General features: G+C 57.4%; 13 protein-coding genes and 2 tRNA genes. 14 read left to right on the plus strand and 1 reads right to left on the minus strand.

From position 1 onward, the window contains the following. Window positions 1-89 precede the first annotated feature (89 nt). Genes carB through BLV20_RS18160 form a run of 3 tightly spaced genes read left to right on the plus strand, consistent with a single transcriptional unit; the run spans window position 90 to window position 4,217 of the window. A complete protein-coding gene (carB, locus tag BLV20_RS18150; RefSeq protein ID WP_092303778.1) occupies window positions 90-3,311 on the plus strand; it encodes a carbamoyl-phosphate synthase large subunit in 3,222 nt (1,073 codons plus the stop codon). After that, entirely contained in the window at window positions 3,308-3,784 is a 477-nt protein-coding gene (gene greA / locus BLV20_RS18155; protein ID WP_092303780.1) for a transcription elongation factor GreA, read from the plus strand. Before carB ends, greA begins: the two co-directional genes overlap by 4 nt. A gap of 28 nt (window positions 3,785-3,812) precedes the next feature. Next, entirely contained in the window at window positions 3,813-4,217 is a 405-nt protein-coding gene (locus BLV20_RS18160; RefSeq protein ID WP_092303782.1) for an MFS transporter, read from the plus strand. Window positions 4,218-4,229: 12 nt separating this feature from the next. On the opposite strand, the gene BLV20_RS18165 is transcribed toward BLV20_RS18160, so the two are convergent. Further along, a complete protein-coding gene (locus BLV20_RS18165) occupies window positions 4,230-4,538 on the minus strand; it encodes a YhbY family RNA-binding protein (RefSeq protein ID WP_007920867.1) in 309 nt (102 codons plus the stop codon). 106 nt (window positions 4,539-4,644) lie between these two features. Between BLV20_RS18165 and rlmE the strand changes: the two genes are divergently transcribed. The 11 genes from rlmE (at window position 4,645) to infB (ending at window position 15,751) form a co-directional block, all read left to right on the plus strand. After that, a complete protein-coding gene (rlmE, locus tag BLV20_RS18170) occupies window positions 4,645-5,274 on the plus strand; it encodes a 23S rRNA (uridine(2552)-2'-O)-methyltransferase RlmE (RefSeq protein WP_007920869.1) in 630 nt (209 codons plus the stop codon). Window positions 5,275-5,476: 202 nt separating this feature from the next. Further along, window positions 5,477-7,381: an ATP-dependent zinc metalloprotease FtsH gene (ftsH, locus tag BLV20_RS18175; protein ID WP_092303784.1), complete on the plus strand. Its 1,905-nt coding sequence runs from the start codon at window positions 5,477-5,479 to the stop codon at window positions 7,379-7,381. Window positions 7,382-7,389: 8 nt separating this feature from the next. Next, window positions 7,390-8,241: a dihydropteroate synthase gene (folP, locus tag BLV20_RS18180; protein WP_092303786.1), complete on the plus strand. Its 852-nt coding sequence runs from the start codon at window positions 7,390-7,392 to the stop codon at window positions 8,239-8,241. 16 nt (window positions 8,242-8,257) lie between these two features. After that, entirely contained in the window at window positions 8,258-9,595 is a 1,338-nt protein-coding gene (gene glmM / locus BLV20_RS18185) for a phosphoglucosamine mutase (protein WP_092303788.1), read from the plus strand. 66 nt (window positions 9,596-9,661) lie between these two features. Next, window positions 9,662-10,417 (plus strand): triose-phosphate isomerase, encoded by a 756-nt coding sequence (gene tpiA / locus BLV20_RS18190; RefSeq protein WP_063428307.1) that lies wholly within the window; start codon window positions 9,662-9,664, stop codon window positions 10,415-10,417. Between the two features lie 4 nt (window positions 10,418-10,421). Further along, the gene (secG, locus tag BLV20_RS18195) at window positions 10,422-10,805 is read left to right on the plus strand and encodes a preprotein translocase subunit SecG (RefSeq protein ID WP_009042126.1); all 384 of its coding nucleotides are present in this window, start codon (window positions 10,422-10,424) and stop codon (window positions 10,803-10,805) included. Window positions 10,806-10,834: 29 nt separating this feature from the next. After that, window positions 10,835-10,920: transfer RNA gene (locus tag BLV20_RS18200), tRNA-Leu, on the plus strand. Between the two features lie 96 nt (window positions 10,921-11,016). Next, a tRNA-Met gene (locus BLV20_RS18205) sits at window positions 11,017-11,093 on the plus strand. A gap of 130 nt (window positions 11,094-11,223) precedes the next feature. Then, window positions 11,224-11,682 carry a ribosome maturation factor RimP gene (gene rimP / locus BLV20_RS18210; RefSeq protein ID WP_007920877.1) on the plus strand — a complete coding sequence of 153 codons (459 nt, stop codon included), beginning with the start codon at window positions 11,224-11,226 and terminating at the stop codon, window positions 11,680-11,682. Window positions 11,683-11,729: 47 nt separating this feature from the next. Next, a complete protein-coding gene (gene nusA, locus BLV20_RS18215) occupies window positions 11,730-13,211 on the plus strand; it encodes a transcription termination factor NusA (RefSeq protein ID WP_007920878.1) in 1,482 nt (493 codons plus the stop codon). 26 nt (window positions 13,212-13,237) lie between these two features. Next, window positions 13,238-15,751, plus strand: a complete 2,514-nt coding sequence (gene infB / locus BLV20_RS18220; RefSeq protein WP_092303790.1) for a translation initiation factor IF-2 — start codon at window positions 13,238-13,240, stop codon at window positions 15,749-15,751. Window positions 15,752-15,826 lie beyond the last annotated feature (75 nt).

Genomic DNA, 15,826 nt, shown 5'->3' on the forward strand with positions numbered 1-15,826 from the left:
GGTGGCCCCGGCCTCGGCGGCCCCTTCAGCGCTTCAGAGATTTGATCAAGACGGCTTGCCGACTGACCTGCGGATTTGAGTGACAACCCATGCCAAAACGTACAGACATTAAAAGCATCCTGATTCTCGGCGCTGGCCCGATCGTGATCGGCCAGGCCTGCGAATTCGACTACTCCGGCGCCCAGGCCTGCAAGGCCCTGCGCGAAGAGGGCTACCGGGTCATCCTGGTGAACTCCAACCCGGCGACCATCATGACCGACCCGGCCATGGCCGACGCCACCTACATCGAGCCGATCAAGTGGCAGACCGTTGCCAAGATCATCGAGAAAGAGCGTCCGGACGCCTTGCTGCCGACCATGGGTGGCCAGACCGCACTGAACTGCGCCCTGGACCTGGAGCGCGAAGGCGTTCTGGAAAAGTTCGGCGTGGAAATGATCGGCGCCAACGCTGACACCATCGACAAAGCTGAAGACCGTTCGCGCTTCGACACCGCAATGAAGGCAATCGGCCTGGAGTGCCCGCGCTCCGGTATCGCCCACAGCATGGACGAGGCCAATGCGGTCCTCGAGAAGCTGGGCTTCCCGTGCATCATCCGTCCGTCCTTCACCATGGGCGGCACCGGTGGTGGTATCGCTTACAACCGTGAAGAGTTCGAAGAAATCTGCGCCCGCGGTCTGGACCTGTCGCCGACCAAAGAGCTGCTGATCGACGAATCGCTGATCGGCTGGAAAGAATATGAGATGGAAGTTGTCCGCGACAAAAAGGACAACTGCATCATCGTTTGCTCGATCGAAAACTTCGACCCGATGGGCGTGCACACCGGTGACTCGATCACCGTTGCCCCGGCTCAGACCCTGACTGACAAGGAATATCAGATCCTGCGCAACGCCTCGTTGGCGGTGCTGCGCGAGATCGGCGTCGAGACTGGCGGTTCCAACGTTCAGTTCGGTATCTGCCCGGACACTGGCCGTATGGTCGTGATCGAAATGAACCCGCGTGTGTCGCGCTCCTCGGCCCTGGCTTCGAAGGCCACCGGTTTCCCGATCGCCAAGGTCGCCGCCAAACTGGCCGTGGGTTACACCTTGGACGAGCTGTCGAACGACATCACCGGCGGCAAGACCCCGGCGTCCTTCGAGCCGTCCATCGACTACGTAGTGACCAAGCTGCCACGTTTCGCCTTCGAGAAATTCGCCAAGGCTGACGCACGCCTGACCACTCAGATGAAGTCGGTGGGTGAGGTGATGGCTATTGGCCGGACCTTCCAGGAGTCCCTGCAGAAAGCGCTGCGCGGCCTGGAAGTGGGTGTCTGTGGTCTGGATCCGAAACTTGATCTGAGCAATCCGGAAAGCATGAACGTGCTCAAGCGCGAGCTGACCGTGCCGGGCGCCGAGCGTATCTGGTACGTGGCTGATGCCTTCCGTGCCGGCATGACCGTTGAGCAGATCTTCGGCATGAACATGATCGATCCTTGGTTCCTGGTGCAGATCGAAGATCTGATCAAGGAAGAAGAGAAGGTCAAGACCCTGGGCCTGTCGGCAATCGACCGCGACCTGATGTTCCGCCTCAAGCGTAAAGGTTTCTCCGACCAGCGTCTGGCCAAGCTGCTGGGTGTGACCGAAAAGAATCTGCGTACCCATCGCCACAAGCTGGAAGTGTTCCCGGTCTACAAGCGCGTCGACACCTGCGCGGCCGAGTTCGCTACCGATACCGCTTACCTGTACTCGACCTACGAGGAAGAGTGCGAGGCAGCGCCTTCGGGTCGCGACAAGATCATGATCCTGGGCGGCGGTCCGAACCGTATCGGCCAGGGCATCGAGTTCGACTACTGCTGCGTGCATGCGGCACTGGCGCTGCGTGACGATGGTTACGAAACCATCATGGTCAACTGCAACCCGGAAACCGTTTCCACCGACTACGACACCTCCGATCGCCTGTACTTCGAGCCAGTGACCCTGGAAGACGTGCTGGAAATCGTCCGCGTCGAGAAGCCAAAAGGCGTGATCGTCCAGTACGGCGGCCAGACTCCGCTGAAGCTGGCGCGTGCCCTGGAAGCTGCTGGTGTGCCGATTATCGGTACCAGCCCTGACGCCATCGACCGTGCCGAAGACCGTGAGCGCTTCCAGCAGATGGTCGAGCGCCTGAACCTGCGCCAGCCACCAAACGCCACCGTGCGCAGCGAAGACGAAGCGATTCGTGCTGCGGCCAAGATCGGCTACCCGCTGGTGGTGCGTCCGTCCTATGTATTGGGCGGCCGGGCGATGGAGATCGTTTACGAAGAGGAAGAGCTCAAGCGCTATCTGCGTGAAGCGGTGCAAGTATCCAATGACAGCCCGGTGCTGCTGGACCACTTCCTCAACTGCGCCATCGAGATGGACGTGGACGCGGTCTGCGACGGCAAGGATGTGGTGATCGGCGCGATCATGCAGCACATTGAACAAGCCGGCGTGCACTCCGGTGACTCCGCTTGCTCGCTGCCACCTTACTCGCTGCCTGCGCATATCCAGGACGAGATGCGCGAACAGGTCAAGAAAATGGCCCTGGAGCTGGGCGTGGTCGGCCTGATGAACGTACAGCTGGCCCTGCAGGGTGAGCAGATCTACGTCATCGAGGTAAACCCGCGTGCGTCCCGTACCGTGCCGTTCGTTTCCAAATGCATCGGTGTGTCGCTGGCGATGATCGCCGCGCGCGTCATGGCGGGTAAAACCCTGAAAGAGCTGGGTTTCACCAAGGAAATCATTCCGAACTTCTACAGCGTCAAGGAAGCGGTGTTCCCATTCGCCAAGTTCCCGGGCGTCGACCCAATTCTCGGCCCAGAGATGAAGTCGACCGGTGAAGTGATGGGCGTCGGTGACACCTTCGGCGAAGCCTTCGCCAAGGCACAGATGGGCGCCAGCGAAGTGCTGCCGACCGGCGGTACTGCATTCATTAGTGTGCGTGACGATGACAAGCCACTGGTTGCGGGCGTTGCACGCGATCTGATCAGCTTGGGCTTCGAAGTGGTCGCTACTGCCGGTACTGCCAAGCTGATCGAAGCGGCAGGCCTGAAGGTGCGCCGCGTGAACAAGGTGACTGAGGGGCGTCCGCACGTGGTCGACATGATCAAGAATGACGAAGTCACGCTGATCATCAATACCACCGAAGGTCGTCAGTCGATCGCCGATTCTTATTCCATTCGTCGTAACGCCTTGCAGCACAAGATCTACTGCACCACCACCATTGCTGCGGGCGAGGCCATCTGTGAAGCGCTCAAGTTCGGTCCGGAAAAGACCGTGCGTCGCTTGCAGGATCTACATGCAGGATTGAAGGCATGATCAAATACCCAATGACTGTCCAGGGCGCTCGCGCCCTGGAGGAAGAGTTGACTCACCTGACCAAGGTCGTCCGTCCAAAACTCAGCCAGGACATCGGTACGGCCCGCGAGTTGGGTGATTTGAAGGAAAACGCGGAATACCATGCTGCACGCGAACAGCAAGGCATGGTCGAGGCGCGGATTCGTGACATTGAAGGTCGCATGCAGAATGCGGTGATCATTGATGTCACCAGCATTCCTCATACCGGTAAGGTGATTTTCGGTACTACGGTTGAGATCGCCAACGTAGAAACCGATGAAAGCGTTACTTACCAGATCGTTGGTGAGGATGAGGCTGACATCAAGCTCGGAAAGATCTCTGTAGGTTCGCCCATTGCCCGTGCCTTGATTGCCAAGGAAGAGGGGGATGTGGTTGCCGTTAAAACGCCTAGCGGCGTGATCGAGTACGAGATTGTCGAAGTCCGCCACATCTGACCGAAGGCGCCTGCTGAATGCAGGTGCCATGCTTTGGCAGCTGACCCAGATGTTGTGGGTTGGCGGTGTGTGGTTGCTGCATGTCGGCTTGTTGCCGGTGCTGGGCCAGATAGGCCTGGCGCCGCTGCTGATCGAAGAGATCGGCAATGCGTTGAGTCTGCTGTTGGTGGGGTTCTCAGTCGTATGTGTCGTTCTTCAGATGCTGGTACTGATACGTGCTGAAGGGATGGCGAGCCTGTGGCGGGATATGCGCGGGCAGTTACTATTGATGGCGTTGTATGCGTGTGCGATGTATTTCGTGGTGCGCTTCGGGCTGTCGGATGCCGAACGCTGGCAGTTGTTCAGCTATCTTGTCCTGGGTTTTTCCGGTCTGGTACTGGTATTGCAGCCGGTGCCTGGATGGAGTGGCAGGGCGCGCGAAGCGCACCCTTGACCCCTGCCGACGTCAATGGAAGCGATGGACGTTGGACAGTTGCTTGTTTACCTTGGCGTTCTTGCGATAAATCAACGCCATTTTCCCGATGACCTGCACCAGATCCGCTTTGCCGGCCTTGCACAGTTCTGCGATGGCTTCCAGGCGGGACTCGCGCTCAAGAATATTGAGCTTGATCTTGATCAGCTCGTGATCGCTCAAGGCGCGTTCAAGTTCGGCTAACACACCTTCGGTCAAACCGTTGTCAGCCACAGTCAATACTGGTTTCAGATGGTGGCCAATGGATTTGTACTGTTTCTTCTGCTCTTGAGTGAGCGGCATAATCTGACCCCTGCGTCTGATCTTGTAAAAAAGCGGCGGCCAGTTTACCCGAGCGCGTCCGGGACCGCCCAGTTAATCACGACCCGTTTTATTTTTGAGGTGGCCCGTGGCCCGTTCCAAGACAAGCCATAACTGGCTGAAAGAGCATTTCAACGACCCGTTCGTCAAAATGGCGCAAAAAGACGGGTACCGTTCGCGTGCCAGCTACAAATTGTTGGAAATCCAGGAAAAGGATCGCCTGATCCGGCCTGGAATGAGTGTAATCGACCTGGGCGCGGCGCCAGGAGGCTGGTCGCAGGTGACCAGCCGCCTTATTGGTGGTCAGGGCCGACTGATTGCATCCGACATCCTGGAAATGGATAGCATCCCTGATGTGACCTTTATTCAGGGAGACTTCACCGAGGATGCAGTGTTGGCCCAGATCCTTGAGGCGGTCGGAAATTCTCAGGTTGACCTTGTGATTTCCGATATGGCCCCCAATATGAGTGGTACGCCTGCTGTAGATATGCCGCGAGCGATGTTTTTATGCGAGTTGGCACTTGATTTGGCGGGGCGGGTTCTTCGTCCCGGTGGCGACTTCCTGATTAAGATTTTCCAGGGGGAAGGTTTCGACGAATACCACAAGAACGTCCGCAAGATGTTCGACAAGGTGGTGATGCGTAAACCGAGTTCTTCCCGTGACCGTTCTCGCGAGCAGTATCTGCTTGGGCGTGGTTTTCGCGGACGTATCGAGTAAAGGTATTTTTGACCGGGTTGATAGTTTTTTCGTATTTCGCCCCAGGGGGCTAAGCGAATATTGTGTAATCTGGGTTTCACATAAAGGGTTACAGACAGCGCCTGCCAGAGCTGTAGGTAATGTAGTAAGTTAGGTCGGTGAATATCATGCGAAGCGCGCGCCAACAGCGGAGCTTGCTTCAGAGGGTAGTTAATTGAACGATATGGCAAAGAATCTGATCCTGTGGTTGATCATCGCGGCTGTCCTGGTGACGGTGATGAACAACTTCTCCAGCCCTAACGAGCCGCAGACCCTCAACTATTCCGACTTTATCCAGCAAGTTAAGGATGGCAAGGTCGAGCGCGTCGCCGTTGATGGTTATGTGATTACCGGCAAGCGTAATGATGGCGATAGCTTCAAGACCATTCGCCCTGCGATCCAGGACAACGGCCTGATCGGCGATCTGGTGGATAACCACGTAATTGTCGAAGGCAAGCAGCCTGAGCAACAAAGCATCTGGACCCAGCTGCTGGTCGCCAGCTTCCCGATCCTGGTGATCATTGCCGTTTTCATGTTCTTCATGCGACAGATGCAGGGAGGCGCGGGTGGCAAAGGTGGGCCGATGAGCTTTGGCAAGAGCAAGGCGCGCCTACTGTCCGAAGATCAAGTGAAAACTACCCTGGCGGATGTTGCGGGCTGCGATGAGGCCAAGGAAGAGGTTGGTGAACTGGTTGAGTTCCTTCGCGATCCAGGAAAATTCCAACGCCTGGGCGGTCGTATTCCTCGTGGTGTGCTGATGGTTGGTCCGCCCGGTACTGGTAAGACCTTGTTGGCCAAGGCTATTGCTGGTGAGGCCAAGGTGCCGTTCTTCACCATTTCCGGTTCCGATTTCGTGGAAATGTTTGTCGGTGTGGGTGCTAGCCGCGTTCGCGATATGTTCGAGCAGGCCAAGAAGCATGCCCCTTGCATCATCTTCATCGACGAAATCGATGCTGTAGGTCGCCATCGTGGTGCTGGCATGGGCGGTGGTCACGATGAGCGTGAGCAGACTCTCAACCAGTTGCTGGTCGAGATGGATGGTTTTGAAATGAATGACGGCATTATCGTTATTGCCGCCACTAACCGTCCTGACGTATTGGATCCAGCGCTGCTGCGTCCTGGCCGCTTCGACCGTCAGGTTGTGGTTGGTCTGCCGGATATTCGTGGCCGTGAGCAGATCCTGAAGGTTCACATGCGCAAAGTACCGATGGGTGAGGATGTTGCACCTGCAGTGATCGCGCGTGGTACGCCTGGTTTCTCTGGTGCCGATCTCGCCAACTTGGTGAACGAAGCGTCGCTCTTCGCTGCCCGTAGCGGCAAGCGCATCGTTGAGATGAAAGAGTTCGAGCTGGCAAAAGACAAAATCATGATGGGCGCAGAGCGCAAATCCATGGTCATGTCCGAGAAGGAAAAGCAGAACACTGCTTATCATGAGGCTGGCCACGCTATCGTCGGTCGCGTAGTTCCCGAGCATGATCCGGTCTACAAGGTTTCGATCATCCCGCGCGGTCGGGCTCTGGGCGTTACCATGTTCCTTCCGGAAGAGGATCGTTACAGTCTGTCCAAGCGTGCCCTGATCAGTCAGATTTGCTCGCTCTATGGCGGTCGTATTGCTGAAGAAATGACACTGGGCTTTGATGGTGTAACCACCGGTGCTTCCAACGACATCATGCGCGCCAGCCAGATTGCGCGGAACATGGTGACCAAGTGGGGGCTTTCCGAAAAGCTGGGTCCGTTGATGTACGCAGAAGAAGAGGGCGAGGTTTTTCTGGGACGCAGTGCTGGTAGCCAGCATGCCAGCTTGTCTGCAGAAACAGCCAAGCTGATCGACTCCGAAGTTCGTAGCATCATTGACCAGTGCTATGGCACCGCCAAGCAGATCCTTACGGATAATCGTGACAAGCTGGATGCAATGGCTGATGCCTTGATGAAGTATGAAACCATTGATGCAGAGCAGATCGATGACATCATGGCTGGTCGTCCCCCTCGCGAACCTCGCGATTGGGAGGGCGGTTCAGGCACCACACCTCCAGTGGTGCAGAATGAGCGTCCAGAGACACCGATCGGCGGCCCTGCTGCCGACCACTAAGGCTTGAAATGACCTCTTCGTCATCCTCTACCCGGTTGCCTTGCGGCAACCGGGTTCTTGATTTAGCCCAGACGCATGTCATGGGTATATTAAATATAACTCCTGATTCCTTCTCCGATGGTGGGCGCTTCAGCCAGCTGGATGCTGCTTTGCGTCATGCTGAAAGCATGGTGCGGGCGGGGGCGACGCTCATCGATGTCGGGGGCGAGTCTACTCGTCCTGGTGCACGGGCGGTATCGCCGCTTGAAGAGCTGGAGCGCGTAGCCCCAATCGTCGAACGTATCCATCGTGAACTGGATGTCATTATTTCTGTCGATACATCCACGCCTGCGGTGATGCGCGAAACTGCACGCCTGGGCGCGGGATTGATCAATGACGTTCGTTCGTTGCGTCGGGATGGTGCTTTGGATGCGGCGGCGGCCACAGGTTTGCCGGTCTGCCTTATGCATATGCTCGGTGAGCCTGGCGATATGCAGGACAATCCGCAATACCAGGATGTAACCAAGGAAGTGGCGGCGTTTCTGGCTGAGCGTATGGCTCAATGCGCGGCCGTAGGCATTGAGGCAGAGCGAATTATCCTGGATCCAGGTTTTGGCTTCGCAAAGACTTTGCAGCACAACCTGAGCCTGTTCAAGCATATGGATTCCCTACATGCCCTTGGTCGACCTTTGCTCGTTGGAGTTTCGCGGAAGAGCATGATAGGTCAGGCGTTGAGTCGTCCTGTCGGGGAGCGCTTGTACGGCGGCCTAGCTCTTGCTGCTTTGGCAATGACTAAGGGGGCAAGGATTCTGCGGGTTCACGATGTCGCCGAGACGATGGATGTAGTACGGATGATCACAGCTGTGGAATCAGCCGAATAAGAATGATGGAGCACTTATGAGCAAGAAATACTTTGGCACCGACGGCATTCGCGGTCGTGTGGGTGTGTACCCTATTACCCCTGATTTCATGCTCAAGCTGGGCTGGGCCGCGGGTATGGCTTTCCGCAGCATGGGCGCCTGCCGCGTGTTGGTGGGCAAAGACACACGCATTTCCGGTTACATGTTCGAGTCCGCGCTTGAAGCGGGTTTGTCCGCCGCTGGTGCGGATGTGATGTTGCTGGGGCCAATGCCTACTCCAGCTATCGCTTACCTGACCCGCACTTTCCATGCTGAGGCAGGGATCGTGATCAGCGCCTCGCATAATCCTCACGATGACAATGGCATCAAGTTCTTTTCGGGGGAGGGGACCAAGCTTCCGGATGAAGTTGAGCTAATGATCGAAGAGCTGCTGGATGCGCCGATGACCGTGGTGGAGTCGAGCAAGCTGGGTAAGGTCTCGCGGATTAATGACGCTTCGGGCCGTTACATCGAGTTCTGTAAGAGCAGTGTTCCTACCAGTACCAGTTTCGCGGGTCTGAAGATTGTTGTCGATTGTGCCCATGGTGCGACCTACAAAGTGGCGCCAAGCGTTTTTCGTGAATTGGGTGCTGAAGTGGTGGTGCTCTCCGCGCAGCCTAATGGTCTGAACATCAATGACAATTGTGGCTCGACCCATATGGGGCAGTTGCAGGCTGCGGTATTGGCCGAGCACGCTGACCTGGGTATTGCTTTTGATGGTGACGGTGATCGGGTGCTGATGGTCGACCATACAGGCGCTGTCGTCGATGGTGACGAACTGTTGTTCATCATTGCCCGGGACCTGCACGCGCGTAACAAGCTGCAGGGTGGCGTGGTCGGTACCTTGATGAGCAATCTGGGTCTCGAGCTGGCCCTGGCTGATCTGGGTATTCCTTTCGTGCGCGCCAATGTCGGTGACCGTTATGTCATTGCTGAGCTGCTTGAGCGCCAATGGCTCGTAGGCGGTGAAAACTCCGGTCATATCGTGTGCTTCCAGCACACCACCACGGGTGATGCGATCATTGCCGCCCTGCAGGTGCTGATGGCGCTGAAGCGGCGTGATGAAGGCTTGGCACAGTCGCGTCAGGCGCTGCGCAAATGTCCGCAAATTCTGGTTAATGTCCGTTTTGGCGGTGGTGCCAATCCTGTCGAGCATCCGGCTGTGAAAGAGGCCTGCGCGCGCGTCACTACAGCTATGGCCGGGCGCGGCCGGGTGTTGCTGCGTAAGTCGGGTACCGAACCGCTGGTTCGCGTCATGGTCGAAGGTGACGATGAAGCTCAGGTCCGTGGCTATGCTGACGAGCTGGCAAAACTGGTTGCCGAAGTTTCTGCCTGATTTCGGCTTGCCAGTGTTGATGCGGTTGGGTAACATCTGCGCCCACTTTGACCGACGAGGTACAGCATGCGTCGCCCTATGGTAGCTGGTAACTGGAAAATGCACGGTACCCGCGCCAGCGTCGCTGAGCTGATCAATGGCCTGCGTCATCTGGCCTTGCCTAGCGGTGTTGATGTCGCGGTATTCCCGCCTTGCTTGTATATCAATCAAGTGATTGATGGCTTGAAAGGCAAGTCGATTTCGGTCGGTGCGCAGAATTCTGCGGTCGAGTCCATGCAAGGTGCGCTGACAGGAGAAATTGCTCCGAGTCAGCTGGTGGATGCAGGTTGTTCCCTGGTGCTGGTTGGGCACTCCGAGCGTCGCCTGATGATGGGTGAGCGTGACGGTACGCTGAATCGCAAATTCGCAGCAGCACAGGCCTGCGGCTTGAAGCCGGTCTTGTGTGTAGGGGAAACCCTCGAGCAGCGCGAGGCCGGGAAGACTCTTGAAGTTGTCGGGCGTCAGCTGGGCAGCATTATCGAAGAGTTGGGTGTTGGCGCGTTTGCCAATGCCGTTATCGCTTACGAGCCGGTCTGGGCCATTGGTACCGGGCTGACTGCTTCGCCGCAACAGGCTCAGGATGTGCACGCAGCCATTCGCGCGCAGTTGGCGGCAGAGAATTCTGAAGTGGCACGAGGTGTGCGGCTTCTATACGGCGGCAGCGTGAAGGCGGCCAATGCGGTCGAACTGTTCGGCATGCCGGATATCGATGGGGGGCTCATTGGTGGGGCTTCCCTGAATGCAGATGAGTTCGGTGCGATTTGTCGCGCCGCGGGAAACTGAAAAAATGCTGGAAACAGTCGTAGTGGTTTTTCATCTGCTGGGTGCGCTGGGCGTAGTAGCTCTGGTATTGCTGCAGCAGGGTAAAGGTGCGGACGCTGGCGCGTCTTTCGGAGCAGGTGCTTCAAATACTGTGTTCGGAAGCCAAGGTTCCTCTACCTTTCTTAGTAAGTTTACTGCTATACTTGCCGCAGGTTTTTTCATAACCAGCTTAGGGTTAGGTTACTTTGCTAAAGAGAAAGCTCATGAGCTGACTCAAGTAGGTTTGCCAGATCCAGCGGTGCTTGAAGCGCCAAAGCAAAAACCGGCTTCTGATGATGTCCCGGTGCTCCAAGAGCAAAAGTCGGCAACTAATGCGACTGACGTACCTCCAGCTCAAGAGCAGAAGTAAGAAGAGTTTCACGCAGTAACGTAGTCTATGCCGAGGTGGTGGAATTGGTAGACACGCAACCTTGAGGTGGTTGTGCCCATAGGGTGTAGGGGTTCGAGTCCCCTTCTCGGTACCAATTATCAGGAGAGCCCGCTGTTGCGGGCTTTCTTGTAGGTGGAAGGTTACATTGACCCAAAAAGGGATCAGTCGTATACTTCCGCCCCAGCTTTGTCGCGGGGTGGAGCAGTCTGGTAGCTCGTCGGGCTCATAACCCGAAGGTCGTCGGTTCAAATCCGGCCCCCGCAACCAGTTTTAGCGGAGCCCCTTTTCAGGGGCTTTTTGTTAGCTGGACACTTTATAACGCCGCTATTCAACGGCGTTTCCGGGATGGGCGCTTCGCCCATTTTTTATTTGCACAAGCATGCACGAGGGGGTTCAGGTGTCGAGCAAGCTAGAACAGTTGCAGGCCTTGTTGGCCCCGGTGGTCGTGGCCCTTGGCTATGAATGCTGGGGTATCGAGTTTTCGGCTCAAGGTCGCCACTCACTGTTGCGCGTTTATATCGATAAGGAAGGCGGTGTGCTGGTGGACGACTGTGCCATCGTCAGCCGTCAGATCAGCGGTGTTCTGGATGTTGAAGATCCGATCTCCGTTGAATATACCCTTGAAGTTTCCTCTCCTGGCATGGAACGCCCGCTGTTCACCCTTGAACAGTTTGCCAAGTATGTCGGTGAACAAGTGAAGATCAAGCTGCGCTCGCCTTTTGAAGGTCGGCGTAATTTTCAGGGCCTTCTCCGCGGGGTAGAGGAGCAGGATGTCGTGGTGCAAGTGGAAGACCATGAGTTCCTGTTGCCGATCGACATGATCGACAAGGCCCACATAATTCCCAGTTTTGACTGAGACGCGGATCCCGCGGATCCAATGGCTTGCGAAAGGCGAGGCGTACGATGAGCAAAGAAGTACTGCTGGTTGTTGAGTCGGTATCCAATGAAAAGGGTGTACCGGCAAGCGTAATTTTTGAAGCGCTGGAGCTGGCTCTGGCCACTGCTACCAAGAAGCGTTTTGAGGACGAAGTCGATCTGCGTGTGGAAATCAATCGCCACACCGGTGCTTACGAGACTTTCCGTCGCTGGACGGTAGTCGAGGAAGCCGATCTGGACGATCCGGCCGTGGAAACCTGGCCGAGCAAGGTCCAGGAAACCCATCCGGGCGCGAAAGTCGGTGATGTCGTCGAAGAGAAGATCGAGTCGATCGAATTCGGCCGCATTGCTGCGCAGACCGCCAAACAGGTCATCGTGCAGAAAGTCCGCGAAGCCGAGCGCGCTCAAGTCGTTGATGCTTACCGCGAGCGCCTGGGTGAAATCATCTCCGGCACCGTGAAAAAAGTGACCCGCGACAACGTGATCGTCGACCTGGGCAACAACGCCGAAGCGTTGCTGGCCCGTGAAGACATCATTTCCCGCGAGACTTTCCGGGTTGGCGTGCGTCTGCGTGCGCTGCTCAAGGAAATCCGCACCGAGAACCGCGGCCCGCAGCTGATCCTGTCGCGCACCGCGCCGGAAATGCTGATCGAGCTGTTCCGTATCGAAGTGCCGGAAATCGCCGAAGGTCTGATCGAAGTCATGGCTGCCTCCCGTGATCCGGGGTCGCGCGCCAAGATCGCGGTCCGTTCCAAAGACAAGCGCATTGACCCTCAGGGTGCGTGCATTGGCATGCGCGGTTCGCGCGTCCAGGCCGTTTCCGGTGAGTTGGGCGGTGAGCGTGTGGATATCGTCCTGTGGGATGACAACCCGGCGCAGTTCGTGATCAACGCCATGTCCCCGGCCGAAGTCGCGGCAATTATCGTCGACGAAGATGCCCATGCCATGGACATCGCCGTTGGCGCAGACAATCTGGCTCAGGCCATCGGTCGCGGTGGTCAGAACGTGCGTCTGGCTAGCCAGTTGACTGGCTGGACCCTGAACGTGATGACCGAATCGGACATCCAGGCTAAGCAGCAAGCTGAAACCGGCGACATCCTGCGCAACTTCATCGACGAGCTGGAAGTCGACGAAGAGCTGGCACAGGTGCTGGTCGATGAAGGCTTCACCAGCCTGGAAGAGATTGCCTACGTACCGTTGGAAGAAATGCTCAACATCGACGGCTTTGACGAAGACATCGTCAACGAGCTTCGCGCTCGTGCCAAGGATCGCTTGTTGACTAAAGCCATCGCTACTGAGGAAAAGCTGGCAGACGCCCATCCGGCCGAAGACCTGCTCTCGCTTGAGGGTATGGACAAGGATTTGGCGATGGAACTGGCGGTGCGCGGCGTAATTACCCGCGAAGACCTGGCCGAGCAGTCTATTGACGACCTGCTCGACATCGACGGCATTGACGATGATCGTGCCGGCAAGTTGATCATGGCCGCCCGAGCCCATTGGTTCGAGTAATAGGCGCGGCCTGAGGAGAGAAGTGCATGACGCAAGTCACGGTGAAACAACTGGCCGATGAGGTCAAAACACCGGTAGAGCGCCTGTTGCAGCAGATGCGTGAGGCAGGTCTGCCGCACACCGCCGCCGAGGAACATGTTACCGACAGTGAGAAGCAATCGTTGCTGACTCACTTGAAGAGCAGCCACAAGGCGAAAGTGGAAGAACCGCGCAAGATCACTTTGCAGCGTAAAACCACCAGCACCCTGCGCGTTGCTGGCAGCAAAAGCATCAGCGTTGAAGTACGCAAGAAGAAAGTCTTCGTACAGCGCAGCCCGGAAGAGATCGAAGCCGAGCGCCAACGTGAACTGGAAGAACGTCGCGCAGTAGAAAATGCTGCACGTCAGAAGGCTGAAGAAGAAGCCAAGCGTCGCGCCGAAGAAGAAGCGCGTCGCCAGCCTGCTGCTGCGCAATCTGCTGCCGTTGAAGCTGTCGCCGCGCCTGCGGTGGTTGCCGCGCCGATTGTTGAGGACGTACCTGTTGTCGCTCCAGCGCCGGTCGCTGAAGTGCGCAAGAAGGACGAGCAGCGTCGCCCGGACAAGAGCCGTAACGACGACAACCGTCGTGGTGGCGATGGCGAGCGTAAAAACGCTCCGCATCGCGCTTCCGTAAAGGAAAAGGCCCCGGCTCCACGTGTCGCCCCACGTACTACCGACGAAGAAAGCGATGGCTTCCGTCGTGGTGGTCGCGGCAAGGCCAAGCTGAAGAAACGCAACGCTCACGGTTTCCAGAGCCCAACCGGCCCGGTCGTGCGTGAAGTGAAAATCGGCGAAACCATCACTGTTGGCGATCTCGCCCAGCAGATGTCGGTCAAGGCTGCCGAAATCATCAAGTTCATGTTCAAGCTGGGCACCCCGGCCACCATCAACCAGGTACTGGACCAGGAAACTGCCCAGCTGGTTGCTGAAGAACTGGGCCACAAAGTGACCCTGATCAGCGACACCGCCCTGGAAGATTCCCTGGCCGAGTCCCTGAAGTTCGAAGGTGAAGCGGTTCCTCGTGCGCCAGTAGTGACCGTAATGGGTCACGTTGACCACGGTAAGACCTCGCTGCTCGACTACATCCGTCGTGCCAAGGTGGCAGCTGGCGAAGCCGGCGGCATCACCCAGCACATCGGTGCGTACCACGTTGAAACCGAACGCGGCATGGTCACCTTCCTCGATACTCCGGGTCACGCTGCGTTTACTGCAATGCGTGCTCGTGGTGCCAAGGCAACCGACATCGTGATCCTGGTGGTCGCAGCGGACGACGGCGTGATGCCGCAGACCGTTGAAGCCGTTCAGCACGCCCAGGCCGCCGGCGTACCTCTGGTTGTCGCGGTGAACAAGATCGACAAGCCGGGTGCCGACCTTGATCGCATCCGTAGCGAACTGTCGGTTCACGGCGTGACTTCCGAAGATTGGGGTGGCGATACTCCATTCGTTCCGGTTTCCGCGAAAATGGGTACCGGTGTCGATGAATTGCTCGAAGCCGTACTGCTGCAGGCCGAAGTTCTCGAACTGACCGCCACTCCTTCGGCTCCTGGCCGTGGCGTCGTGGTTGAATCGCGCCTGGACAAGGGCCGCGGCCCGGTAGCGACCGTGCTGGTTCAGGACGGTACCCTGCGTCAAGGCGACATGGTGCTGGTCGGCTCGAACTATGGCCGCGTGCGCGCCATGCTCGACGAGAACGGCAAGCCGATCAAGGAAGCAGGTCCGGCCATTCCGGTCGAGATCCTCGGCCTGGACGGTACCCCGGACGCTGGCGACGAGATGAGCGTGGTTGCCGACGAGAAGAAAGCCCGTGAAGTGGCTCTGTTCCGTCAAGGCAAGTTCCGCGAAGTCAAACTGGCTCGCGCTCACGCCGGCAAGCTGGAAAACATCTTCGAAAGCATGGGCCAGGAAGAGAAGAAGACGCTCAATATCGTCCTCAAATCCGACGTCCGTGGTTCGCTGGAAGCTCTGCAAGGCGCTCTGAACGGCCTGGGCAACGACGAAGTGCAAGTGCGCGTAGTCGGCGGCGGCGTCGGTGGTATCACCGAAAGCGACGCCAACCTGGCCCTGGCTTCCAACGCTGTACTGTTCGGCTTCAACGTGCGTGCCGATGCCGGCGCGCGCAAGATCGTCGAGCAGGAAGGTCTGGATATGCGTTACTACAACGTGATCTACGACATCATCGAAGACGTCAAGAAAGCCCTGACCGGTATGTTGGGCAGCGACGTTCGGGAGAACATCCTGGGTGTTGCCGAGGTTCGTGACGTGTTCCGTTCGCCGAAGTTCGGCGCGATTGCCGGTTGCATGGTGATTGAGGGTGTCGTTCACCGTAACCGTCCAATCCGTGTACTGCGTGAAGACATCGTTATCTTCGAAGGCGAGCTGGAATCCCTGCGCCGCTTCAAGGATGACGCTTCCGAAGTACGTGCCGGCATGGAATGCGGTATCGGTGTGAAGAGCTACAACGACGTCAAAGTCGGCGACAAGATCGAAGTCTTCGAGAAGGTTCAGGTTGCTCGCAGCCTCTAACTCGCGCACTTCAAGAGCCATGATGGCCAGCTGCATGCAAATGCACGGCGCATCGTCCGGACTCTAAACGCAACG

It is taken from the genome of Pseudomonas sp. NFIX28, from assembly GCF_900107395.1.
GTDB lineage: Bacteria > Pseudomonadota > Gammaproteobacteria > Pseudomonadales > Pseudomonadaceae > Aquipseudomonas.